Source organism: Sphingopyxis sp. 550B (genome assembly GCF_057401805.1).
In genome coordinates, this window is sequence record NZ_CM171610.1 from 112,898 (window position 1) to 137,295 (window position 24,398).

18 protein-coding genes are annotated in these 24,398 nt (G+C 67.0%); 11 read left to right on the forward strand and 7 right to left on the reverse strand.

What is annotated here, in order from left to right; genetic code table 11:
• Positions 1–25: 25 nt before the first annotated feature.
• Positions 26–1,555: an L-piperidine-6-carboxylate dehydrogenase gene (amaB, locus tag AC2S9W_RS00540; RefSeq protein ID WP_286750219.1), complete on the reverse strand. Its 1,530-nt coding sequence runs from the start codon at positions 1,553–1,555 to the stop codon at positions 26–28.
• 168 nt (positions 1,556–1,723) lie between these two features.
• Here amaB and acs point away from each other — a divergent pair, with 168 nt between their 5' ends.
• Positions 1,724–3,688, forward strand: a complete 1,965-nt coding sequence (gene acs / locus AC2S9W_RS00545) for an acetate--CoA ligase (RefSeq protein WP_286750220.1) — start codon at positions 1,724–1,726, stop codon at positions 3,686–3,688.
• 72 nt (positions 3,689–3,760) lie between these two features.
• Here acs and AC2S9W_RS00550 read toward each other — a convergent pair whose 3' ends face one another.
• From AC2S9W_RS00550 to AC2S9W_RS00560, 3 genes are all read right to left on the reverse strand, one after another.
• Entirely contained in the window at positions 3,761–4,492 is a 732-nt protein-coding gene (locus AC2S9W_RS00550; RefSeq protein ID WP_067106147.1) for a proteasome-type protease, read from the reverse strand.
• 55 nt (positions 4,493–4,547) lie between these two features.
• A complete protein-coding gene (secA, locus tag AC2S9W_RS00555; protein WP_286750221.1) occupies positions 4,548–7,283 on the reverse strand; it encodes a preprotein translocase subunit SecA in 2,736 nt (911 codons plus the stop codon).
• 104 nt (positions 7,284–7,387) lie between these two features.
• Positions 7,388–7,654: a hypothetical protein gene (locus AC2S9W_RS00560; protein ID WP_067106142.1), complete on the reverse strand. Its 267-nt coding sequence runs from the start codon at positions 7,652–7,654 to the stop codon at positions 7,388–7,390.
• Between the two features lie 170 nt (positions 7,655–7,824).
• Here AC2S9W_RS00560 and AC2S9W_RS00565 point away from each other — a divergent pair, with 170 nt between their 5' ends.
• Positions 7,825–8,619 carry an SDR family oxidoreductase gene (locus AC2S9W_RS00565; RefSeq protein WP_286750222.1) on the forward strand — a complete coding sequence of 265 codons (795 nt, stop codon included), beginning with the start codon at positions 7,825–7,827 and terminating at the stop codon, positions 8,617–8,619.
• 35 nt (positions 8,620–8,654) lie between these two features.
• Here AC2S9W_RS00565 and AC2S9W_RS00570 read toward each other — a convergent pair whose 3' ends face one another.
• A complete protein-coding gene (locus AC2S9W_RS00570; RefSeq protein WP_486571488.1) occupies positions 8,655–10,178 on the reverse strand; it encodes an acyl-CoA carboxylase subunit beta in 1,524 nt (507 codons plus the stop codon).
• A 220-nt stretch (positions 10,179–10,398) separates the two neighbouring features.
• Here AC2S9W_RS00570 and AC2S9W_RS00575 point away from each other — a divergent pair, with 220 nt between their 5' ends.
• From AC2S9W_RS00575 to AC2S9W_RS00585, 3 genes are read left to right on the forward strand one after another with little or no spacing between them, the layout of a single operon-like run.
• Positions 10,399–11,178: an SDR family NAD(P)-dependent oxidoreductase gene (locus AC2S9W_RS00575; protein ID WP_486571489.1), complete on the forward strand. Its 780-nt coding sequence runs from the start codon at positions 10,399–10,401 to the stop codon at positions 11,176–11,178.
• A gap of 53 nt (positions 11,179–11,231) precedes the next feature.
• The gene (locus AC2S9W_RS00580; RefSeq protein WP_286750258.1) at positions 11,232–12,833 is read left to right on the forward strand and encodes a S10 family peptidase; all 1,602 of its coding nucleotides are present in this window, start codon (positions 11,232–11,234) and stop codon (positions 12,831–12,833) included.
• 38 nt (positions 12,834–12,871) lie between these two features.
• Positions 12,872–13,774, forward strand: coding sequence for a DMT family transporter (locus AC2S9W_RS00585; RefSeq protein WP_286750259.1), 903 nt, complete (start codon positions 12,872–12,874; stop codon positions 13,772–13,774).
• Between the two features lie 19 nt (positions 13,775–13,793).
• Here AC2S9W_RS00585 and AC2S9W_RS00590 read toward each other — a convergent pair whose 3' ends face one another.
• Positions 13,794–14,750: an L-threonylcarbamoyladenylate synthase gene (locus AC2S9W_RS00590; RefSeq protein ID WP_486571490.1), complete on the reverse strand. Its 957-nt coding sequence runs from the start codon at positions 14,748–14,750 to the stop codon at positions 13,794–13,796.
• Positions 14,751–14,803: 53 nt separating this feature from the next.
• On the opposite strand from AC2S9W_RS00590, the gene AC2S9W_RS00595 reads away from it, so the two are divergent.
• The 5 genes from AC2S9W_RS00595 (at position 14,804) to AC2S9W_RS00615 (ending at position 23,162) form a co-directional block, all read left to right on the forward strand.
• Entirely contained in the window at positions 14,804–16,546 is a 1,743-nt protein-coding gene (locus AC2S9W_RS00595; RefSeq protein WP_286750261.1) for an acyl-CoA dehydrogenase, read from the forward strand.
• An 81-nt stretch (positions 16,547–16,627) separates the two neighbouring features.
• Complete coding sequence (locus tag AC2S9W_RS00600; protein WP_486571491.1) at positions 16,628–18,916, forward strand: EAL domain-containing protein; 2,289 nt, start codon at positions 16,628–16,630, stop codon at positions 18,914–18,916.
• A gap of 689 nt (positions 18,917–19,605) precedes the next feature.
• Positions 19,606–21,549 carry a ribonucleoside-diphosphate reductase subunit alpha gene (locus AC2S9W_RS00605; protein ID WP_212598475.1) on the forward strand — a complete coding sequence of 648 codons (1,944 nt, stop codon included), beginning with the start codon at positions 19,606–19,608 and terminating at the stop codon, positions 21,547–21,549.
• 102 nt (positions 21,550–21,651) lie between these two features.
• Entirely contained in the window at positions 21,652–21,966 is a 315-nt protein-coding gene (locus tag AC2S9W_RS00610; RefSeq protein ID WP_286750263.1) for a hypothetical protein, read from the forward strand.
• A 134-nt stretch (positions 21,967–22,100) separates the two neighbouring features.
• The gene (locus tag AC2S9W_RS00615; RefSeq protein ID WP_286750264.1) at positions 22,101–23,162 is read left to right on the forward strand and encodes a ribonucleotide-diphosphate reductase subunit beta; all 1,062 of its coding nucleotides are present in this window, start codon (positions 22,101–22,103) and stop codon (positions 23,160–23,162) included.
• Positions 23,163–23,329: 167 nt separating this feature from the next.
• On the opposite strand, the gene AC2S9W_RS00620 is transcribed toward AC2S9W_RS00615, so the two are convergent.
• A complete protein-coding gene (locus tag AC2S9W_RS00620) occupies positions 23,330–24,046 on the reverse strand; it encodes a hypothetical protein (protein WP_486571492.1) in 717 nt (238 codons plus the stop codon).
• A 173-nt stretch (positions 24,047–24,219) separates the two neighbouring features.
• On the opposite strand from AC2S9W_RS00620, the gene AC2S9W_RS00625 reads away from it, so the two are divergent.
• Positions 24,220–24,372, forward strand: coding sequence for a hypothetical protein (locus AC2S9W_RS00625; RefSeq protein WP_169799637.1), 153 nt, complete (start codon positions 24,220–24,222; stop codon positions 24,370–24,372).
• Positions 24,373–24,398: the final 26 nt, after the last annotated feature.

Below are 24,398 nucleotides of genomic sequence, written 5' to 3' on the forward strand. Positions count from 1 at the left end.
GCCCCTCCCGCAAGCGGGAGGGGAACTAGATCTCGAACGACACCCCCTGCGCAAGCGGCAGCGCGTCCGAATAATTCACCGTGTTCGTCGCGCGGCGCATATAGGCCTTCCAGCTGTCCGACCCGCTCTCGCGGCCGCCGCCCGTCTCTTTCTCGCCGCCGAAGGCGCCGCCGATCTCGGCCCCGCTCGTCCCCAGATTGACGTTGGCGATGCCGCAGTCGCTCGCGGCGAGGAAGCGCTCGGCCTCGGTCAGGTCGCGTGTGAAGATCGCCGACGACAGCCCCGCGGCGACGGCGTTGTGCAGCCGGATCGCCGCGTCCAGATCGTCGTAGCGCATCACGTAGAGGATCGGTGCGAAAGTCTCCTCCAGCACCGGCCCGACCTGCCCCGGCATCTCGACCAGCGCCGGACGGACATAATAGCTCGCGCCCTCGCCGACGCGCGTCCCGCCATGGACGACGCCGCCCGCATCGCGCGCGGCGGCCAGCGCCGCCTGCATCGCCTCGAACGCGGCCCGGTCGATCAGCGGCCCGACGAGCACGTCGCCTTCCAGCGGGTTGCCGACCGCGACGCTCGCATAGGCGGCTTTCAACCGCGCGACGAAGGCGTCATGGATGCTGTCGTGGACGAACAGCCGCCGCGTCGTCGTGCAGCGCTGCCCCGCCGTGCCCATCGCCCCGAACGCCACCCCGCGCAGCGCGAGGTCGAGGTCGGCCGACGGCGCGACGATCACGCCGTTGTTGCCGCCGAGTTCGAGGATCGCGCGCGCGAAGCGCCCGGCCAGCCGCGGCGCGACCGCGCGGCCCATCCGCGTCGAGCCGGTCGCCGAAACGAGCGCGACGCGGGCGTCGTCGACCAGCGCCTCGCCCGCCTCGCGCCCGCCGATCAGAAGCTGCGACAGCCCCGCGGGCGCTTCGCCGAAACGCGCCAGCGCGCGCTCGAAGATCGCCTGCGTCGCCAGCGCGGTGAGCGGCGTCTTTTCGGACGGCTTCCACACCACGCTGTTGCCGCACACCAGCGCCAGCGCGGCGTTCCACGCCCATACCGCGACCGGGAAATTGAAGGCCGAGATCACGCCGACGACGCCGAGCGGGTGCCAGACCTCCATCATCCGGTGCCCCGGGCGCTCGGTCGCGATGGTGAGGCCATAGAGCTGCCGCGACAGCCCGACCGCGAAGTCGCAGATGTCGATCATCTCCTGCACCTCGCCCGCGCCCTCCGACGGAATCTTGCCCGCCTCGATCGTCACCAGCCGAGCGAGGCTATCCTTCGCGGCGCGCAATTCCTCGCCGAACAGCCGCACCAGCTCGCCGCGCCGCGGCGCCGGGACCCGGCTCCACGCGCGGAATGCCGCGGTCGCCCTGTCCAGCGCCGCATCGATGTCGGCCGCGCCGGAAACGCGCACCATCGCGACCTGCTCGCCGGTCAGCGGCGACAGCGACGGCATCGAACCGTCGGACCATGCGGCACGGTCGACACCCAATGCGTCGAGCAAGCGTCCAGTTTCTTCCGTGATCCCGGCCAACGTCCATCCTTTCAGCCTTTCGCCTTCCATCCCAATACCCCTCTCTCCGTTCGTGTCGAGCGAAGTCGAGACACCCCGAAGGCGAATGCAAGCGATAGGCATCTCGACTTCGCTCGATGCGAACGGATAAGGAAGGAAAAAGGATTCGCGGCCGAACGCCCCGGCAACGGGCAGGCCCAAAGATCGGGAGAATCAAGGATGTCCGAACTGCCCCCTTCCGAGCCCTTCGTCCCGGTCCCGCCCGCGGCAGCGGCGAACACGCACACCAGCGCCGCCGATTACGAGCGGCTCTATGCCGAAAGCATCGCCGATCCCGATGCCTTCTGGGCGAAGGAGGCCGAACGGCTCGACTGGTTCACCCCGCCCACGAAGATCGCCAACTGGTCGTTCGATCCCGTCAGCATCAAATGGTATGAGGACGGCGTCCTCAACCTCTGCCACAATGCGCTCGACCGCCATGTCGCGGCGGGCCGCGGCGACCGGACCGCGATCATCTTCGAACCCGACGCCCCCGACGGCGAGGCGCGGACGATCAGCTATGCGGCGCTGCTCGCCGACGTCGTCCGCATGGCGAACACGCTGAAGAAGCTGGGCGTCCGCAAGGGCGACCGCGTCACCATCTATATGCCGATGATCCCCGAAGGCGCGGTGGCGATGCTCGCCTGCGCGCGGATCGGCGCAATCCACAGCGTCATCTTCGGCGGCTTCTCGCCCGAGGCGATCCACGGCCGCATCGAGGATTGCGGCAGCGACTGGGTGATCTGCGCCGACGAGGGGCTGCGCGGCGGCCGCACCATTCCGCTGAAGGCCAATGTCGACAAGGCGCTCGAACGCGTCGCGGTGAAGGGCGTGCTCGTCATCGCGCACACCGGCGGCGACATCGCGATGAAGGAAGGCCGCGACCATTGGTACGACGCGCTGTCGGCCGACGTCGGCGCCGAATGCCCCTGCGAGCCGATGGGGGCGGAGGACCCGCTGTTCATCCTCTATACCTCGGGCTCGACCGGCAAGCCCAAGGGCGTGCTTCACACCACCGGCGGCTATTCGGTGTGGATCGCATCGACCTTCTGGTACGGCTTCGACTATCGCCCCGGCGAGATCTTCTGGTGCACCGCCGACATCGGCTGGGTCACCGGGCACAGCTATGTCGTCTACGGCCCGCTGCAGAACGGCGCGACAACGCTGATGTTCGAGGGCGTTCCCAATTATCCCGACCACGACCGCTTCTGGCAGGTCGTCGACAAGCACAAGGTCGACATCCTCTATACCGCGCCGACCGCGATTCGCGCGCTGATGCGCGAAGGCGACGATTATGTGACGCGCCACGACCTGTCGTCGCTGCGCCTGCTGGGCAGCGTCGGCGAGCCGATCAACCCCGAGGCGTGGCGCTGGTATCACGACGTCGTCGGCAAGGGCCGCGTGCCGGTGGTCGACACCTGGTGGCAGACCGAGACCGGCGGCACGATGATCACCACCCTGCCCGGCGCGCATCCGATGCAGCCGGGAAGCGCGGGGCGCCCCTTCTTCGGCGTCCGCCCGCAACTCGTCGATGCCGACGGCAACGTCCTCGCCGACGAACATGATGGCGGGGTCGCCGAGGGCAATCTGTGCATCACGCACAGCTGGCCGGGGCAGATGCGCACCGTCTATGGCGATCACGAGCGCTTCGTTCAGACCTATTTCTCGACCTACAAGGGCAAATATTTCACCGGCGACGGCTGCCGCCGCGACGCCGAAGGCTATTGGCGGATCACCGGCCGCGTCGACGACGTCATCAACGTGTCGGGACACCGCATGGGCACCGCCGAGGTCGAAAGCGCGCTGGTGCTGCACGAACTGGTGGCGGAGGCGGCGGTCGTCGGCTTCCCGCACGACATCAAGGGCCAGGGCATCTACGCCTATGTCACGCTGAACGCGGGCATCGAGCCGACCGACGAGATCGTCGCCATGCTGAAGCAGCAGGTGCGCACCGAGATCGGCCCGATCGCGACCCCCGACCATATCCACCTGACCCCGGCGCTGCCCAAGACGCGCTCGGGCAAGATCATGCGGCGCATCCTGCGCAAGATCGCGGAGAACGACTTCGGGTCACTCGGCGACACTTCGACCCTCGCCGACCCGAGCCTGGTCGATGGGCTGATCGAGGAGCGGCGGAACCGGTAGCTTCGCCGCCCCCGGGCAAAAGCTGGCGCGGCGCCAAACGTCAGAAATGCTGGCCGTCAGAAATGCCGGTGGTCAGAAATGAAAGTCCGGCAGCGTGTCGAGCGCGTGCCCCAACGCCGCGGCCCAACCGTCGGACACGCTCTGGTAATAGGGATCGCCGCGTTCGAAGCGACGTTCGCGCACGGTGGTGAAGTCGTCGCGCGCATGGACCTTCAGGTCGATCGGCAGGTCGACCCCGGCGTTGGCGCGGATCGTCGAATCGAACGAGACGCACAGCAGTTTCACCGCATCCTCGAACGCCATGGCGGGGTGATAGGAGCGGACGATCATCGGGCGGCCGTATTTGGTCTCGCCAATCTGGAAGAAGGGATTGTCCTCGCCCGATTCGATGAAATTGCCCTCGGGATAGATCAGGAACAGCCGCGGCTCGCCGCCGCGGATCTGCCCCCCGACGATCAGCGAGGCGCGAAAGATCGATTCGGCGTTCTGGCCCTCCGCGCCATAGCGCATCACAATGCCGCGCAGCGTCTCGCCGATGATCGTCGCGACCTCGAACATCGACGCCGCGGTGAGGATCGGCGGGTGCCGGTCGCCGGGCGCCTTGAGCCGCTCGTCGAGCAGGCTGACGACCCCCTGCGTCGTCGCCAGATTGCCCGCCGACATCAGCGTGATCACGCGCTCGCCGGGAACGTGCCAGCTCCGCATCTTGCGGACCTGCGAGATGTCGTCGACACCCGCGTTGGTGCGGGTGTCCGACATGAACACCAGTCCCTTGTTCAGGCGCATGCCGACGCAATAGGTCATCGCCCGAGGTTCGCCCGGTCCGCCGCCGCCGTCAAGGGCAGCGGCGCGCGCGGCCTCAAAGCGCCCCGTGGCAATGCTTGTATTTGCGGCCCGACCCGCAGGGACAGGGCGCGTTGCGGCTGATCTCCATCGCCGCATAGGGATTCTCGCCTTCCGGCAGGTCGGGACGCGGCGCCGCCATCGGGGGCAGCGTGTCGGCGATCACGCCGAGCGATCCGCCGTCGATGTCGGCGCTGTTGTCCTCGCCGGTGAAGGGGTCGATGTGGGTGGTCAGGAAGTCGGGGAGATCGGGCAGCGGCAGCGGCTCGGGCTCCTGGAACTGGAAGTCGATCCGCGCGACGGTGCGCGTCACATCCTCGCGGATGTTCTGGAGCATGCGCTCGAACAGCGCGAAGGCTTCCTGCTTATATTCGTTGATCGGCTGCTTCTGCGCATAGGCGCGCAGGAAGACGACCTGGCGCAGCGCGTCGAGCGTCGACAGATGCTCCTTCCAATGATGGTCGAGTGTCTGGAGCAGGATCGACTTCTCGATCCCGCGCCACGTTTCGGGGTCGACCTGCGCCGCCTTCGCGGCGGCGGCGTCCTCGGCCATCTTCTGGATGCGCTCCTCGAAGATTTCGGGATCGACCTCGTCCTCTTCCATCCACGCTTCGAGCGGCGGCGTCAGTTCGAGCACGTCGGCGATGCGCGCCTTCATCTGCGCGATGTCCCACTGCTCGGGATAGCTGCCGGGCGGGCAGGCGTCGGCGACGATCGAATTGACCGTTTCGGCGCGCATCGCGTCCATCGCGTCGTCGACCGTGTCGCTGTCGATGATCTCGCCGCGCTGGTCGTAGATGACCTTGCGCTGGTCGTTCATGACGTTGTCATATTCGACGACCTGCTTGCGGATGTCGTAGTTGCGCGCCTCGACCTTCTTCTGCGCGGTCTCGATCGCCTTCGACAGCCATTTCGACCCAATCGCCTCGCCGTCCTCCAGATTCTTGTTCATCATCTTGGCGAACAGCGTGTCGGGGCCGAAGATGCGCAGCAGGTCGTCGTCGAGGCACAGGTAGAATTTCGACAGGCCGGGGTCGCCCTGGCGTCCCGAGCGGCCGCGCAGCTGGTTGTCGATGCGGCGGCTTTCATGGCGTTCGGTGCCGAGCACGAACAGCCCGCCCGCCGCCTTCACCGCCTCGCGTTCGGCGGCGACCTCCTCGCGGATGCGCGCTTCGGCCGCCTCACGCTCGGGCCCCGCAGGCATGTCGCCCACTTCGTTCTCGATGCGCGATTCCTCGTTGCCGCCCAGCTTGATGTCGGTGCCGCGGCCCGCCATGTTGGTCGCGATGGTGACGGCGCCCAGCCGCCCCGCCTGCGCGACGATATTGGCCTCGCTCTCGTGGAAGCGCGCGTTGAGCACGCTGTGCGCGACGCCCTCCTTTTCGAGGAAGGAGGAGAGCAGTTCCGACTTCTCGATCGACACCGTGCCGACCAGCACCGGCTGGCCACGCTCGTTCGCCTCGCGGATCGTACGCGCGATGGCGCCGAACTTGTCGGTGATGTTCTTGTAGAACTCGTCCTCCTCGTCGGCCCTCGCGATCGGGCGGTTGGTCGGGATGGTGACGACGTTCATCTTGTAGATTTCGAAGAATTCGGCCGCCTCGGTCGCCGCGGTGCCGGTCATGCCCGCGAGCTTCGGATACATGCGGAAATAATTCTGGAAGGTGATCGACGCGAGCGTCTGGTTCTCGGGCTCGATCTTGACCCCTTCCTTCGCCTCGACCGCCTGGTGCAAGCCATCGGACCAGCGGCGCCCGTCCATCATGCGGCCGGTGAACTCGTCGATGATGACGACCTTGTCGTCCTTGACGATATAGTCGGTGTCGCGGCGGAACATCTGGATCGCCTTCAGCGCCTGGTTGACGTGATGGACGACCTGAGTGTTCTCGATGTCATAGAGGTTGCTGCCCTGGAGCAGCCCGGCGGCCTCGAGCAGCCGCTCGACATGCTCGGTGCCGTCCTCGGTCAGGCTGATCGACTTGGTCTTCTCGTCCTTCTCGTAATCGGCTTCGACGAGCTGGTTCACCACCTCGTTGACGCGGATGTAGAGTTCCGACTTGTCGTCGGTCGGGCCCGAGATGATCAGCGGCGTGCGCGCCTCGTCGATCAGGATCGAATCGACCTCGTCTACGATGCCGAAGTTGAAGGGGCGGTGCACCATCTGCGTGCGGTCGAACTTCATGTTGTCGCGCAGATAGTCGAACCCCAGTTCGTTGTTCGTCGCATAGGTGATGTCGCAATTATAGGCTTCGCGCCGCTGCGTCTCGTTGAGGTTCGGGACGATGACGCCGGTGGTGAGGCCAAGGAAGCCATAGACCTCGGCCATCCATTCGGCGTCTCGGCGGGCCAGATAGTCGTTGACCGTGACGACGTGGACGCCCTTGCCCTCGAGCGCGTTCAGATAGACGGGCAGCGTCGCCATCAGCGTCTTGCCCTCGCCGGTCGCCATCTCGGCGATCTCGCCGCGGTGGATGACGATGCCGCCGACCATCTGCACGTCGAAATGCCGCATGCCGAGCCTGCGCCTCGCCGCTTCGCGGACAGTGGCGAAGGCTTCGGGCAGGATATCGTCGAGCGTCTCGCCGGCTTCGAGCCGGTCGCGGAATTTCTGTGTCTGCGCGCGCAGGCCGTCGTCGTCGAGCGCCTCCATCGCGGGCTCGAAGGCGTTGATCCCGGTGACGATCTTGCGAATCGAGGCGACGTAGCGGTCGTTGGACGAACCGAAAAGGCTTTTGGCGAAGCTGCCGAACATGGCGATTTCCTTGGTATATGAACTGAAAGAGGCGGCTTGTGCGCCGCCGGGCCGCTGATTGCGGCCGCTGGTCGATCGTCAGGCGCGAAGGCCCGCGAAAAAGGCTATTCGAGCGCCCGGTCGATGCGGCCGAGCAGGCCGGGAAGATGCGGCGCCGACGAGCGCGGCGCCTTGCGGCAGGCGCAGGAGGCGCGGCGGGTCGGGGTCGGGTCGACGGGACGGCGGACCTTGTCGTTATTCTCGCTCTGGCTCGCGACATCGGCGAGCAGGACGAGCGACCCCATCGTGGCGGGCGCCAGCGGCGCGGCCACGGCCCGGTCCGCACCGGCGAGGCCGGTCAGCAAGGCCAAAAGGGTCAGCAATAACCGCAAGAATCGCCCCTCTTCAGGTTGAGCGCGCACCCCTATGCGCACGCGACGCTGAACATAGGGTGAAAGCCCCGCCGCGTCTAGGGTCCTGACCCCCGGGATCGGCATTGCCGCTTGACGCGCGGGCTTCCGACGCTCCATCCCTCGCTGACAAACATGTCAGGGAGGGCGCGATGACGAGGAAGGCGATTTTCATCACCGGCGGCGGATCGGGGATCGGCCGGGCGACCGCGCGACATTTCGCCGCGCAGGGCTGGTTCGTCGGCATCGCAGACGTCAATGCGCAAGGGATCGACGAAACCGCGGCGCTGCTTCCCGACGGCGCCTCGTCGCGCCACGTCATGGACGTGCGCGACCGCGACCAGTGGCGGGCGGCGCTTGCCGATTTCGCGGCGGCGAGCGGCGGCCGGCTCGACGTATTGTTCAACAATGCCGGCATCGGAACGGGGGGCCAGTTGATCGACATGCCGCCCGAGGAGGCCGACCGGCTGATCGCGATCAACTTCGGTGGCGTCGTCAACGGCATCTACGCGGCGCTGCCGCTGCTCCGCGCGACGCCGGGGGCGACGATCCTCAACACGGGCTCCGCATCGGGCTTCTACGGCGTCGGCGGGCTCGCCATCTATTCGGCGACCAAATTCGCGGTGCGCGGCCTCACTGAGGCCCTCGATATCGAATTCGCGAAGCACGGCATCGAGGTCCGCTCGCTGATGCCGGGCTTTATCGACACCCCGCTGCTCGATCAGGTCAGCGCCGACAGCAACGAGCCCGCGCGCAATCGCCTGTCGGCGAACGGATATGAGATCGTGCCCGTCGAACGCGTCGCCGAAGCGGCGTGGGACGCGGTGCACGGCGACCGGGTGCATGTGACGGTGGGCAAGATGGCGAAGCGTCTCGCCCGCATCGCCCGCTGGTTCCCCGGCCTGATCGTCAAGCAGTCGAAGAAGGTCGACGGTCTGGGGGGATAGGCCGAGCGTGACGCGCCGTCCCTAAGGTCACGATCCTAGCCCCGCTCCACCACGCGCCACGCGAGCTCCGCGAACTCGCACAGCAGGGGCCGCGTGTCGCGCGGGTCGATGATGTCCTCGACCCCGAATTTCTCCGCGGTGCGGAACGGGCTGCGTACGCGGTTGAGCCGTTCGCGGATCGCCTCCAGATGCGCCGCCGGGTCTTCGGCCGCTTCCAGCTCGCTCTTGTAGGCGACCTCGACTCCGCCCTCGATCGGCAGGCTGCCCCAGTCGCCCGACGGCCAGGCGAAGCGGTACTGGAAGCGCTCGGCGTTCGACATCGCGCTCCCCGCGATGCCGTAGGCGCGCCGCACGACCACCGACGCGAGCGGCACCGACGCGCGGTAGATCGCGTTCATCGCCTGCACGCCATAGCGGATCGTCCCCGTCCGCTCGGCCTCGCCGCCGATCATGAAGCCCGGATTGTCGACGAGGTGGACGATCGGCAGATGGAACTGGTCGGCGAGCTTGACGAAGCGTTCCGCCTTCTCGCTCGTCTTCGCGTCCCACGATCCGCCGAGATAGGTGGGATCGCTGGCGAGCACCGCGACCGGCCAGCCGTCGAGGCGGGCAAAGGCGGTGATGACCGCCCGTCCCCAGCGCGCGCCCATTTCGAAGACGCTGCCCTTGTCGAACACGGCTTCGGCGATGCGCCGCATCGAATAGACCTGCTTCGCCTCGCGCGGCACGACCGACAGCAGCGCCTCCTCGCGCCGGCCCGCGGGGTCGCGATTCTTCGTCCGCACGGCGCGATCGTGGATCGACGACGGCAGATAGGACAGGAAGCGACGCGCGCGCGCGAACGCCTCCGCCTCGCTCGCTACCTCGTCGTCGACGACGCCGTTGCGCGTGTGCACGTCGCTGCCGCCCAGTTCCTCGCGGTCGAGCGTGTCGCCGATCGCCGCCGCGACCGCCGGCCCCGCCGCGAAAAGCTGCGACAGGCCGCGCACCATCAGGCTGTAGTGGCTCGCGACGACCCGCGCCGCGCCCAGCCCGGCCGTCGGCCCCAGCGCGAGCGCGACCACCGGCACGGTATCGAGATTGGCGATGATCTGGTCCCAGCCGGGCACATGCGGGATATAGGTATAGCCCATGTCCTCCAGCGTCTTGACCGACCCGCCGCCGCCGGTGCCGTCGATCATGCGGATCAGCGGCAGGCGATATTCGTGCGCCATCGCCTCGCACTGGATGAACTTGCGGTGCAGCGCCGCGTCGGCCGCGCCGCCGCGCACGGTAAAGTCGTCGGCGCTCGCGACCACCGGCCGCCCGTCGATATTGGCGCGGCCGAAGATGAAGTTGCTCGCAGCCAGATCTTCCAGTTCGCCGTCGGGACCATAAGTGCCCCGTCCCGCGATCTGCCCGATCTCGCGAAAGCTGCCCGCGTCGACGATCGCGGCGAGCCGCGCCCGCGCGTCCATCTTGCCGCGGCTGTGCTGGCGCGCGACCTTTTCGGCGCCGCCCATCTTCTCCGCCATCGCGCGCCGCGCGGCGAGTTCGGCGACTTCCTTTTCCCAGCTCATCGCGCGACGCTAGCTTACGTTGACGGAAACGTCATTCCCATTTTCTCCCCTCCCGTTTACGAGAGGGGCAGCGAGACTTGAGCCTGCGCAGCAGGCGCTGGTCGCAGCGGGGTGGGCATGGGGCGCGGCGTCGCCTGCCCACCTCATTGCGGCTAGGCAGCAAGCTGCCAAGCCTCATTGCCCCTCCCGCCTGCGGGAGGGGACAAAAGGGAGACAAAAAATGACCGACATCACCCTCGCAGGCCGCACCGCGCTCGTCACCGGCGCCTCGCGCGGCATCGGGCGCGGGATCGCGCTGGCGCTGGCCAGGGCGGGCGCCGATATCGCGGTCAACTATACGCGCGATGGCGAGGCCGCCGCCGAAACGGTGGCCGGGGTGATCGCACTCGGCCGCAAGGCTCGGGCCTATCAGGCATCGGTCGCCGACGAAGCGGCGTCCGCCGCGATGGTCGCCGCGATCGAGGCCGATTTCGGCCCCATGTCGATCCTGATCAACAGCGCCGGCATCGCCAGCCGCGGCAAGACCGTCGCCGGCACCGACGCCGCCGAGGTCGAGAAGCTGCTCGCCATCCACGCGGTCGGCGCCCACCGCCTGTCGCGCCTCGCGCTGCCGCAGCTTCGCCGGCACGAGCGCAGCGATATCGTCGTCATATCGAGCGTCGCGACGCTGAACCACGCCGCGAACGGCGCGCCCTACAACATGGCGAAGGCGGCGGCCGAGGCGCTGGCGCTCACCCTCGCCAAGGAAGAAGTGCGCAGCGGCGTGCGCGTCAACATCGTCGCACCGTCGCTGACCGTCAGCGACATGGGCGAGCGGCTGGCACGCGCGATCACCGGCCAGGACGACATCCACCATCTCGACGCCAAATTCCCCTTCGGCCGCGTCCCCACGCCCGACGACGTCGCCGCGGCGGTGCTGTGGTTCGTCTCCGACGCCAACCCCTATTGTTCGGGGCAGAAGCTCAACATCGACGGCGCCGGACAGGCGAGCTTTCGCTGACCCCCGCACCATCGCCCACATGACCCGTCCCTAATGATCCCGAGGTCCGATCCATGAAATCCTTCGCCGCCCTTGCCCTTGCCGTCCTGCTTGCGGGCTGCGCCGCCGCCCAGTCGAAGGAACCGCGCGCCGCGTCCGAAACGGCGCCGCCCGCCGGCCCGATGTTCGAGCCGACCGAGGTGCGCTCGGCGGGGTCGGTGACGGTCGACGGCGTCGCCATCGCCTATCAGGCGGTGGCTGGCACGCTGGTCGTCCACCCGAAGGGCTGGACCGACACGCTCGCCGCCGAACGCCGCCGCGACAAGGATGCCGGAAAAGACGTCCCCGACGCCGAGGCGTCGATGTTCTACACCGCCTATTTCAAGGAGGGCGCCCCCGCCGAGAGCCGCCCTATCACCTTCTTCTTCAACGGCGGCCCCGGATCGCCGACGCTGTGGCTGCACATGGGCGCCTTCGGCCCGGTGCGCGTCGAGACGCCCGATCTGGTTCACGGCGGCGCGCCCTATCGCATCGTCGCCAACGACCAGAGCCTGCTGGGCGTCAGCGACCTCGTCTTCGTCGACGCGCCGGGCACCGGCTTCAGCCGCGTCGCGGGCAAGGACAAGGCCGACGCCTTCTTCGGCGTCGATCAGGACATCCACGCCTTCACCGTTTTCATCCGCGATTTCCTGTCGAAACACGGCCGCTGGAAATCGCCCAAATATCTCTATGGCGAAAGCTATGGGACGATGCGCGCCGCGGGGATGACGCTGGCGCTGCAACGGCAGGACATCGACCTCAACGGCGTGATCCTGCTGTCCGACATCCTGAACTGGGACCTCATCCCCGACGACCCGCAGCTCAACCCCGGGGTCGACCTGCCCTATATCGTGTCGCTGCCGACCTATGCCGCGACCGCCTGGTATCACAAGCGCGCCGCGGGCAATCCTCCCGAGTTGCGCCCCTTCCTCGACGAGGTCGAGAAATTCGCCACCACCGACTATGCGCTCGCGCTGATGAAGGGGAACGGGCTTCCCGACGATGAGCGGCAGGCGATCGCCGCAAGGCTCCACGCCTATACCGGGCTGCCGCTCGCCTATCTGCTCAAGACGAACCTGCGCATCGAATATGGCGCGATGCAGAAGGAACTGCTCGCCGACAAGGGCCAGACGACCGGGACGCTCGACACGCGCTTCACCGGGCCGACGCTCGACCCGCTGAGCAAGACCGCCTCCTACGATCCGCAGGGCAGCGCGATCGGCGGCGCCTACACCGCGGCGTTCAACGATTACGCCCGGCGCACGCTCGGCTATGGCGAGGGCCGGCATTACGAGGGCAGCCTCGGCGTCTATGGAAGCTGGGATTACAAGCACGAACCACCCGAGGCCGGCAGGCCGCTGATCGCGCTCCCCAACGTGCTGCCGGACCTGGCGGCCGCGATGAAGCAGAATCCGCAGATGAAGCTGCTCGTCACCGGCGGCTATTTCGACGTCTCGACCCCCTATTTCGCGGGCTGGTACGAGCTTCAGCACCTGCCGGTTCCCAAGGAGCTGCAGGCGAACATCGCCTATAAATATTATCCCGCCGGCCACATGGTCTATGTCAACGTCCCGTTGCTTCGCGAGATGCGCGTCGACGTCGCCGACTTCATCCGCCGCACCGACCATATCGACTGAACCGCGCGGCGGTCATCTCATCGCGCCGAAGCCCCGTCATGCGTCCCGACTCGTCCTCGCCGCTCGTCCCCTTCCTCGTCGCCTGCGCGGGGATCGCGACCTATTCGTCGATGGACGTGCTGATGAAGGGGCTGTCGATCGGCATCGGCGCCTATAATGCGGTGTTGTGGCGCACGATGGCGGGAAGCGTGCTGAGCGGTCTCGTCTATTTCGCGGCGCGGCCGGCGCGCCCCGATGCGGCGACGATGCGCATCCATGCCTGGCGCTCGCTGTTCGTCACCGGCATGGCGCTCGGCTTCTTCTGGGCGCTCGCGCGGCTGCCGATGGCCGAGGCGATAGCGCTCGCCTTCGTCGCGCCGCTGCTCGCGCTCTACATGGCCGCGATCTTCCTCGGCGAGCGGATCGGGCGGCGCTCGATCGCCGCGTCGCTGCTGGGATTCGCGGGGGTGCTGGTGATCGTCGCGGGCAAGTTGGGCGACGGCGGGCACGACACGCAGGCGCTGTGGGCGGTCGGCGCGGTGTTCCTTTCGGCGGTCTGCTACGCCTACAACCTCATCCTCGCGCGGCGGCAGGCGAAGATGGCGGGACCGGCGGAGATCGCCTTCTACCAGAATCTGTTCGTCGCGCTGTTCCTGTCGCTTGCGGCGCCGTGGTTCGCGGCGATTCCCGCCGCCGCCCACGCTGCGCCGATCGTCGGCGCCGCGCTGCTCGCCATCCTGTCGCTGCTGCTGCTGAGCTGGGCCTATGCGCGTGCCGAGGCGCAAATCCTGGCGACCACCGAATATACGGGCTTCCTGTGGGCGATGCTGTTCGGCTGGTTCTTCTATGCCGAGCCGGTGACGCTGCCGACGATCGCCGGCGCGCTGCTGATCGTCGCGGCCTGCCTGATCGTCACGCGCAAGACCCCGCGTAGAGATCCGGTCGAACCGGCAGCGGCTTAGGCTCTACTACATAAAGAATTCACACCGCCGCGCGCGCGAGCCGGTCGTTGATCGCCGCGCCCAGCCCATCGGCCGGAATCGCGGCAACCGCGATCCGCGGCTTTACGCTCGCCGCCCCTGCATGCAGCGCGTCGAACAGATGCGCCGCCGCCTCGGTCGCGTCGCCCGCCTCGCTCAGGCAATAGTCGCCGCGCAGGGCACCGAAGCCGATGCCGAACTCGTCGGGCGCAAAGGAAGCCGCATCCAGCCGCACCGGCTTGCCCGGCGCATAATGACTTGCCAGCATACCGGGGGCAACGACGTCGGCCCCCTTGCGTCCGCGGACGGGGAGGCCGCTGGCTGCGCCGAGCATCGCCGCCGTCACCGGCCCCGGTCGCAGCACCTCCACCGCGCCGTCCACGACCCGTGCGATCGTCGATTCGACCCCGGCCGTCGTCGCGCCGTCGTCGATCACCAGCGCGATCCGTCCGTCGAGGCTCGTCAGCACATGCGCCGCCCTCGTCGGGCTCACCCGGCCGCTGGCGTTGGCGCTCGGCGCGGCGAGCGGCGCGCGGCTGGCGGCAAGCAGCGCCTGCATCGCGCGGTGCGCCGGGACGCGCAGCGCGATCGTGTCGAGCCCCGCCGTCGCGATGCGCGCAACCGGGCAGTCGCGTGTGCGCGGCACCACCAGCGTCAGCGGCCCCGGCCAGAAGCGCGCCGCGAGGGTGCGCTCGGCCGCGCCGAACACCCCCAGCGCCTCGGCCGCTGCCAGATCGGGCACATGGACGATCAGCGGGTTGAAGTCAGGCCGCCCTTTCGCGGCATAGATGCGCGCGACCGCATCGGCGTTCCGTGCATCGGCGGCGAGGCCGTAGACCGTTTCAGTCGGCACCGCGACCGGAAGCCCCTGCGCGACGAGCGTCGCGGCGCGCGCGACCGTGTCGGCGTCGAAGGCGCGGACTTCGGTTGCCATACTCTCGATTGGACCATCGGCCATGCCGCGCTATAGCGCCGGCTGCAACGGAATCACCCCCTAAAACGGGACGCTTCATGACCTACACCGCGCCGACCACCGAACATCTATTCGTCCTCGACCATATCGCCCGCATCGACGCGATGGCGCAGCACGAGCGCTTCGCCGCCGCGACCCCCGACATGGTCGAGGCGATCGTCACCGGCATCGGCGACTTCGCGGCAGAGGTCTACGCGCCGCTCAACCGCGTCGGCGACGTGAACAATCCCCGCTGGGAAGACGGCAAGGTGACCATGCCGCCGGGTTTCAAGGAAGCCTATCGGCAATTCGTCGAGGCGGGCTGGGGCAGCCTCGACGGCCCCGCCGCCTATGGCGGGCAGGACCTGCCCTTCACCCTCGCGACCGTGGTGATCGAGGCGCTGGGCAGCGCCGACATGGGCTTCACCCTGTGCAACATCCTGACCCCCGGCGCGATTCACGCGCTGATGGCCTATGGCACCGAGGAACAGCGCCGGACCTGGCTCCCGAAGCTCGTCACCGGCGAGTGGAACGGCACGATGAACCTGACCGAGCCGAGCGCGGGCAGCGACGTCGGCGCGCTGCGCTCGACCGCCGAGAAGGTGACCGAGGGCGAACATGCCGGCCTCTACCGGATCAGGGGGCAGAAGATTTTCATCACCTTCGGCGAGCACGACCTTACCGACAATATCGTCCACCTCGTTCTCGCGCGCACGCCGGGCGCGCCCGAGGGGACGCGCGGCATCTCACTGTTCCTCGTCCCCAAATACCGGCTCGATGCCGAAGGGCGGCCGACGATTTCGAACGGCGTGCGCTGCGCATCGATCGAACACAAGCTCGGCATCCACGGCTCGCCGACCGCGGTGATGATCTATGGCGAGGAGGAGGATTGCCTCGGCGAGATCGTCGGCGAAGAGATGGGCGGCATGCGCGCGATGTTCGTGATGATGAACAACGCCCGCCTGATGGTCGGCTGTCAGGGCGTCCAGATCGCCGAACGCGCGCTGCAGCAGGCACAACGCTATGCCGCCGAGCGCGTCCAGTCGGCACTCGCGGGTTCGCCCGACCGCACGCCGGTGACGATCGAGCATCATCCCGACGTCAAGCGCATGCTGTGGCGGATGCGCGCGCAGACCGAGGCCGCGCGCGCGCTCATCTATTATGCGTCGGCGCAGACCGATTTCGGCAAGCTGGGCGACGCTGCCGCGGCGCTGCGCGCCGACGTCCTGATCCCGCTGGCGAAGGCGCATGCGACCGACATCGGCTGCGAGGTCGCGAGCCTCGGCGTGCAGGTCCACGGCGGCATGGGTTTCATCGAGGAGACCGGCGCCGCGCAGCATTACCGCGACGCGCGCATCGCGCCGATCTATGAAGGCACCAACGGCATTCAGGCCGCCGACCTCGTCGGACGCAAGCTCGGCCTTGCCGGCGGCGAGGGCGTGCGCTCGCTGATCGCCGACATCGCGCACGGCGGCGCCGATTTCCCCGAACTGGCGCAGCTTGCCGAGGCGTGCGGCGCGGTCACCGACTGGCTCGAACAGGCGAGCATGCCCGACCGGCTTGCGGGCAGCTATCCCTATCTGACCATGCTCGCGACGGCGACCTGCGGCTGGCTGATGGCGATCGAGCATCGGGCGGCGAAAGCGGCGCTCGAAGCGGACGACGGCGATGCCGCCTTTCTGGGATCCAAGATCGCCTCGACGCGTTTCTATCTTCAGCAGATCGTGCCCGCCGCGACGGGTCTGGCCGCCGCCGTGCTCGCAGGCGACGCCGTGCTTCCCACGCTACCGCGGATCGGCTGATTTCCGCCGGGGTCGGGCGCATGATTAACGCGATGATAACCATCGCGTCCTAAGCACGGCGGGCAATCGCTGGAGACGTGCGTGCCCAATCCGGTCAGAAGCCTGATCATCAGTTGGCGGTCCATCGGCCTGTCGCTGCTGTTGAGCGTGCTCGTCGGCCTGTCGGCGGCCGCGGTGCCGCTCGACCGGCTGGTCGAAGCGGCCATCGGCCGGTTCGCCTGGCGACCGGTGTCGGGCGATATAGTGGTCGTCGCAATCGACGAGCGAACGCTCGACAATTCGCCCAAATCCAGCTTTTCGCTGACACAGCACGCACAGGTCGTCGACGCGGTCAATGCCGCCGGCGCGCGGCGGCTGTTCATCGATTTCTACTACAACCGACGCGAGGCGGACAGCGACTTTCCCCGACTGACCGGGGCCATTCGCCGCATGGGCGACCGGGTCGTCCTGGGGCTGGTTGCCGGCTCGAACAGGCCCGGCGATTTCCAGCCGACGTTCCTGCCCAGTCCCGCGTTCGGCTCTGCCGCCGGTCAGGCCAGCATAGGGCTGGAATATGATTTCTGGCAGGTCTGGCGTCTCGCGACGGCCGTCTCGATCGGCGGGAAAACCGTTCCGAGCTTTTCCGCGTTGTTGGCGCAGCGGTCGCTTCCGATCGGCAGTTTCGCGCTCGACTATTCCTATCGAACCAGCTCCATTCCTGTTTATGAGGCCATCGACCTGCTCTCGGGAAAGGTCGGCGGGCGCGAGTTGGCGGGCAAGGATGTCGTCTTCGCACCCACCGCCCCCTCCTTTCAGGATGCGCATTTTCTGCCGGGACATAATCGCGTGCCGGGCGCCTTCATCCATGTCATCGGCGCGGAGACGCTGAAGCGCGGCAATCCGGCCGATATAGGCTGGATGCCGGCGTTCGCACTCGCCCTCCTCACGACGTTGGGCGCCGTCGCCTTCCGCCGTGGCCGATGGTTCAATGCGACGGCATTGGGCACGATCGCGGCGCTGATCGTCGTCAAGGTCTGGCTGACGACGATGCTCGTCACCTGTTCGATCGGCGCCGCACTGGTCCTGATCGGGGTGTTCGGTGCCAATGTTTCGCGCCGCCGCCGCCGCGAATCGGCGCTCCACGAAAATCCCGTATCGGGGCTACCCAATTTCGAGGCGCTACGGTCGCAGGCGCCGTTCGGAAGCCACACCGTGGTTGCGGCAAAGCTGGTCAATTTCGGCGATCTCGTCGCCTTTCTGCCCGGCGAAGGCAGCCAGCAACTCGTCGAGCAGGTCGCACGCCGCCTGCAGCTCGCGTCGCAGTCGACGGCGCTGCACCACGACCCCGACGGCAACTTTGCCTGGCTCGTCCCATTTTATCAGCACAGCCAGATCGAGGCGCAACTCGCGGGCCTCGCCGCGCTGTTCAACGCCCCGCTGACGATCGGCGGCGCGCGCATCGACGTCGCGATCGCCTTCGGCGTCAACGACGAGTTCGAGGGATCGAATGCGCAGCGGCTGGCCGCGGCGCTGGTCGCCGCCGATCACGCGGTCCGCACCCGCGCGCTGTGGACCAAACATATGCCGCGCCAGCAGGAGGACGCCGGCTGGCAATTGAGTTTCCATTCGCAGCTCGAGGACGCGCTGACCGGCGGCGACATCTGGGTCGCCTTTCAGCCGCAATATGGCATCGCGACCGGCCAGCTGGTCGGCGTGGAGGCGCTGGTGCGCTGGACGCATCCGACGCGCGGCCCCATCCCGCCCGACGAGTTCATCGTCCAGGCCGAAAAGAGCCAGGACATCTATCGCCTGACGCTGTTCGTCATGGACCAGGCGATCCGGTCGGCGGCCCAGCTGCATGCTCGCGGCCTCCACGCCAACATGTCGGTGAACCTGTCTGCGGCGTTGCTCGACCATGACGACCTCGTCGGCACGATCCGCGTGATGCTCACAGCGCATCATCTGCCGCCCGAACTGCTGACGATCGAGATTACCGAAACCGCGCAGATCGAGAACAGCCGGCAGGCGCGCCAGACGCTGGCGCAGCTTCGTCGTGCCGGCATCCGCCTGTCGATCGACGATTATGGCACCGGCCAGTCCAACCTCGAATATCTGACCGAGATCGAAGCCGACGAGATCAAGATCGACAAGCGATTCGTGATGACGATGCGCGATTCGCAGCGCAACTTCGAAATCGTCAAATCGACCATCGATCTGGCGCATCGCCTGGGCGCCGTCGCGGTTGCCGAAGGGATCGAGGACGCCCCGACGATGGCGTTGCTCCATCAACTCGGATGCGATGTCGGACAAGGCTATCATCTTGGAAAACCGCAGTTGTTTTCCGATCTGGTCGCGTCGATCTTTCCCAACTCCCACAGCCGCATCGCATAGCTGCCAATCTGGCGGCAATCCCATTGGTTAAGACTCGATTTACCTTAAAAATTAAGGTATACGCGCGGTTAACTGTTCTCTTCGTGGGGCAGTGCCGACAGGAGATTGATCATGGGTTGGTTTTGGGGTTGGCTTGGTGGCTCCGGTAGCGCCATCGGCGGCGCGTCCGCCTAAGCCTTGAAAAACTGCAGGAAGGGCCTCGGCATCGCCGGGGCCTTTTCTTTTTGGGCGAATGGCGATTCGGGATGGAGCCATTTCCGTCCGCGCCCGGGCCCCACTGCCCCCATCCCGCTCCCTGCCATGACACGGCCGTTGACGGCCACGCACCTGAAAGCGTCGAACGCCGCGGAATAGCGTGACCGGCGCGCGTCGCGGAGCGTGCGCGAGCGATGAACCGAATCAAATCAGCGACGAATCGAGTCGGTAATCGGGCATTTACTCTCTTGCATCCCTGCGCCGAAGTGGCACTATAGGTGGTGGGTGATCCGTCGGGGGGCCCCAAGAAATTGTATCTGGCTGCAAATGGCGGATTTCCGTCGCTCTTCGTGCAGAGGGGCGGGAAAAGGACGTGGTGCGCCAAATATGTCCCACCCGACGCGCCGAAAGATGCTAGGCTGGGGCTTCGCCCCGAGTCGAACAAGACAAGAACGAAGGCGCCGTCGCGCGCCATGCAAACGGGGTGAAGCAGGATGGATTTTCGCGAGACCGAACGGGTGGAGATGAACGACGTGGCGACGGTGGAACTGACGAGAAACGATGCGCCCGGTGCGGCCGAATCGAAGACTGATTCGCCGGTCGTCGGGCAGGGCGATTCGGGCGAGCCGAAAGTGCACGCGCGCCGATTCGAGGTCACGACCGATTCCAGCCGCGACGCGCTGCTCACCGATTTCGGCAAGGAGACGCTGCAGGACCGCTATCTGCTGCCCGGCGAATCCTATCAGGACCTGTTCGCGCGAGTCGCGTGCGCCTATGCCGACGATGCCGACCACGCCCAGCGCCTCTACGACTATATCTCGCGCCTCTGGTTCATGCCTGCGACCCCGGTGCTCTCGAACGGCGGCACCGGCCGCGGCCTGCCCATCTCCTGCTATCTGAACTCGGTCGACGACAGCCTCGAGGGGATCGTCGGCACCTGGAACGAGAATGTCTGGCTGGCCAGCCGCGGCGGCGGCATCGGCACCTATTGGGGCAATGTCCGCGGCATCGGCGAACCCGTCGGCCTCAACGGCAAGACCAGCGGCATCATTCCCTTCGTGCGCGTGATGGACTCGCTGACCCTCGCGATCAGCCAGGGCAGCCTGCGCCGCGGTTCGGCCGCCTGCTACCTCGACATCTCGCATCCCGAGATCGAGGAGTTCCTCGAGGTGCGCAAGCCGTCGGGCGACTTCAACCGCAAGGCGCTCAACCTCCACCACGGCGTCCTCCTGACCGACGAGTTCATGGAAGCGGTGCGCGACGGCGCCGAGTTCAACCTGCGCAGCCCCAAGGACCAGAGCGTCCGCGGCACCGTCGACGCGCGCGGGCTGTTCCAGAAGCTGGTCGAGACGCGGCTCGCGACCGGCGAGCCCTACATCATCTTCATCGACCAGGTGAACCGCATGATGCCCAAGCATCACCGCGACCTGGGGCTGAAGGTCTCGACCTCGAACCTCTGCTCGGAAATCACGCTGCCGACGGGCCGCGACCATCTGGGCAACGACCGCACCGCGGTCTGCTGCCTCTCGTCGCTCAACCTCGAAACCTGGGACGAGTGGAGCGGCGACAAGCCGTTCATCGAGGACGTGATGCGCTTCCTCGACAATGTCCTCAGCGACTATATCGACCGCGCGCCCGACGAAATGGCGCGCGCCAAATACAGCGCGAGCCGCGAACGCTCGGTCGGGCTCGGCGTCATGGGCTTCCACAGCTTCCTCCAGGCGCGCGGCCTGCCCTTCGAGGGCGCGATGGCGAAATCGTGGAACCTGCGCATCTTCAAGCATATCCGCGCGCAGGTCGACCAGGCGTCGATGCTGCTCGCCAAGGAGCGCGGCCCCTGCCCCGACGCCGCGGACCAGGGCGTGATGGAGCGTTTCAGCTGCAAGATGGCGATCGCGCCGACCGCGTCGATCAGCATCATCTGCGGCGGCACCAGCGCGTGCATCGAGCCGATCCCGGCGAACATCTACACCCACAAGACGCTGTCGGGCAGCTTCGTGGTCAAGAACCCGCACCTCGAATCGCTGCTCGTCGACAAGGCGAAGAACAGCGACGCGGTGTGGAATTCGATCCTCGAAAAGGGCGGCAGCGTCCAGCACCTCGACTTCCTGACGCAGGACGAGAAGGACGCGTTCAAGACGAGCTTCGAGATCGACCAGCGCTGGCTGCTCGAACTCGCCGCCGACCGCACGCCCTATATCGACCAGGCGGCGTCGCTGAACCTGTTCATCCCGGCGGACGTCGAGAAGTGGGACCTGCTGATGCTCCACTATCGCGCGTGGGAACTCGGCATCAAGTCGCTCTATTATCTGCGGTCCAAGTCAGTGCAGCGCGCGGGCTTCGCGGGTGGTGTCGAGGCCGATAACACGGCCGAAGCGCCCAAATACGAACTCACGGCCGAAAGCACCGATTACGACGAATGCCTGGCGTGCCAGTGATGCGCGCACGCGCATCCCTGTCCCGCGGCGAGCGCCGCCACGCATCCTCCGCAGCCCTCGCGCGTTATTCCGACGCGAGGCGGGCTGAAGCGGAGCATGGCGATGAGCGACATCATCCACTACCCGATCCTGACGGCGCTGTTCACGCTGGTCAGCTTCGTCGCGATGATCTGGCTCATCATCAACGCGCGCGGCGTGGCGCGCCTGTTCGCCAAGCGGACCAACGATCTGGAGCCCGGCCCGGCGCCGCGCGGCGTGACGGCATCGGCGCGCGCGGTGTGGATCGCGATCATCCTGTTCGTTCTCGGCGGATTCGGCGCCTTCCTGATGCTGTTCCTGAGCGGGGAGCGTCAGGAGATCGACGCGATCGACAGTCGCGCGACGCTCGGCGCGCCCTATATCCCGCCCGCCGGCTGACGTCGGCACGAGCACCGGGGGCAGGGGCACCGGGCCCGCGCACCCCCTTCTATCACGCCGGACGCCCGCCGGGCCGTCCGGCGTCTGTCCCTGTCCGCCCTGCTGCTGCCATTGCCTGACGAAAGAAACGAACCATGCCTCTTCTCGAAGCCCGCAAGACCTACAAGCCCTTCGAATATCCCTGGGCTTATGATTTCTGGAAGCGCCAGCAGCAGATTCACTGGGTGCCGGAAGAAGTGCCGCTGGGCGAGGATTGCCGCGATTGGGCGCAGAAGATCAGCGACCACGAACGCAATCTGCTGACCCAGATCTTCCGCTTCTTCACCCAGGCCGACATCGAGGTGCAGGACTGCTACCACGAAAAATACGGCCGCGTGTTCAAGCCGACCGAGATCAAGATGATGCTGACCGCGTTCAGCAACATGGAAACGGTCCACATCGCGGCCTATTCGCACCTGCTCGACACGGTCGGCATGCCCGAAAGCGAATATGGCATGTTCCTCGAATATGAGGAGATGCGCGCCAAGCACGACTATATGGGCACCTTCGGCGTCGACAATGACGAGGACATCGCGCGTACGCTTGCGATGTTCGGCGGCTTCACCGAAGGGCTTCAGCTCTTCGCCAGCTTCGCGATGCTGATGAACTTCCCGCGCTTCAACAAGATGAAGGGAATGGGTCAGATCATCAGCTGGTCGATCCGCGACGAGAGCCTGCATTGCGAAGGCATCACGCGCCTGTTCCACGCCTTCGCCAAGGAACGCGACTGCCTGACCAAGGCGGTGAAGGAGGACATCATCGACTGCTGCCAGAAGACGGTGCGGCTCGAGGATGCGTTCATCGACCTGGCGTTCGAGCAGGGTCCAGTCCCCGGCATGACGCCCAAGGAGATCAAGCGCTATATCCGCTACATCGCCGACTGGCGCCTCGGGCAGCTCGGCTTCCAGCCGATCTACATGATCGAGGAGCATCCCCTCCCCTGGCTCGCGCCGCTGCTCAACGGCGTCGAGCACGCCAACTTCTTCGAAACCCGCGCCACCGAATATTCGAAGGCGGCGACGCGCGGCGACTGGAACAGCGTGTGGGACAGCTTCGACAACCGCAAGAAGGCGAAGGCGAACGACGACGCGCCGGTCGACGAAGCCGAAAGCGACGGCGAGGACATGTTCGCCAAGGCAGGCATCGCGGCGGAATAACCCTTCCTTACCCCCTCCTGCTCGCGGGAGGGGCAGCGAGACTTATTTATGGGCTCCGTCCCATCAATCACGGCGGGGCGGGCATCCGATGTCCGCCCCGGACGCATAGGAACCAGAAGTCAGAGACGACAGAATGACCGAAAAGAAGAAACTCAAACTCCTGATCCTCAGCCAGCCCCAGCGCGCGACGCTCGAGGGTCTCTCCAACCGCCGCCCCCAACTCGCCGCCGACCCCATCCGCGACGAACTCGTCGCGCTGGGCCTCGTCGCGCAGCAGGGCGCCAGATGGGCGCTGACCCCGACGGGCAAGAAGGTGCTGGCGGCGAACTCCAACCGGCGGAACAAGGGCGGATTTTCGGTTTAAGGCGGCTATTCCGGTCGCTCCGGGTTCCCCCAGACGATCCTGCAGGGGAATCAATCATCGCACCGACCCGCCACCGCATGCGGCCCACCGCGAACATCACGCCGCCGCGCACCGCATCGGGCGAGTCTTCGAGCAGGTAGAGCTTGACCAGTTCGCGCGTCACCTCGCTGTCATCGTCGACGACCAGCCGCAGCGACGCGATGCCGAGGTCATTGCGTTCGATCACCACGTCGCGGATCAGCGCGAGCGGCCACGCGGCGTCGGTGCCACGATAGAGCTGCGCGCCGTCGTGGACGATCCAGGCATCGCGGCGCCGCCACGCGCGGAAGAAGCCGACGAAGCCGAAGATCGCCGCCGCAAGAACCGCGGTCACCACCAGATTGCCGAACAGCAGGTTCATCGCGACCTCCGTCACGTTCGCGCCGCGTGCCTGCCGCGCGATCAGGCCGGCCGCCGCCAGCGCGCACAGCAATTGCCCCGCCAGCAGCGGCTTCGCCCTCAACCGGCCGATCACGATCATCCTGGAACCCCGGTGCGTCATCGCCCGGTCCATAGCATCGCCGCCGCACCGCGCCAGCCCGCGCGCGTCCCGGCGCCACGCTACTCCGCTCTCCCTCCACGACGGGTTGCGGGCGACCGCTTTGCCCGACTCGGCGGGCGCATGGTAGGCTGGTCCGGAAAAGGAGAAATGCCATGCAGGTCGTGACCGAAGGCGATCGCCGCAAGGAGGTCCGCGCGCTCCTCTATCAGATTCAGGCGCATCCCGAGCGCGACTGGACCGCGGCGCGGCGGCGCATCGCCACGCTGAACCGGCTGATCGCGCCGCGGCCCGCGTCCCGCCACTGACGCCTCGCGCCGAAGTCGGAAGCCCG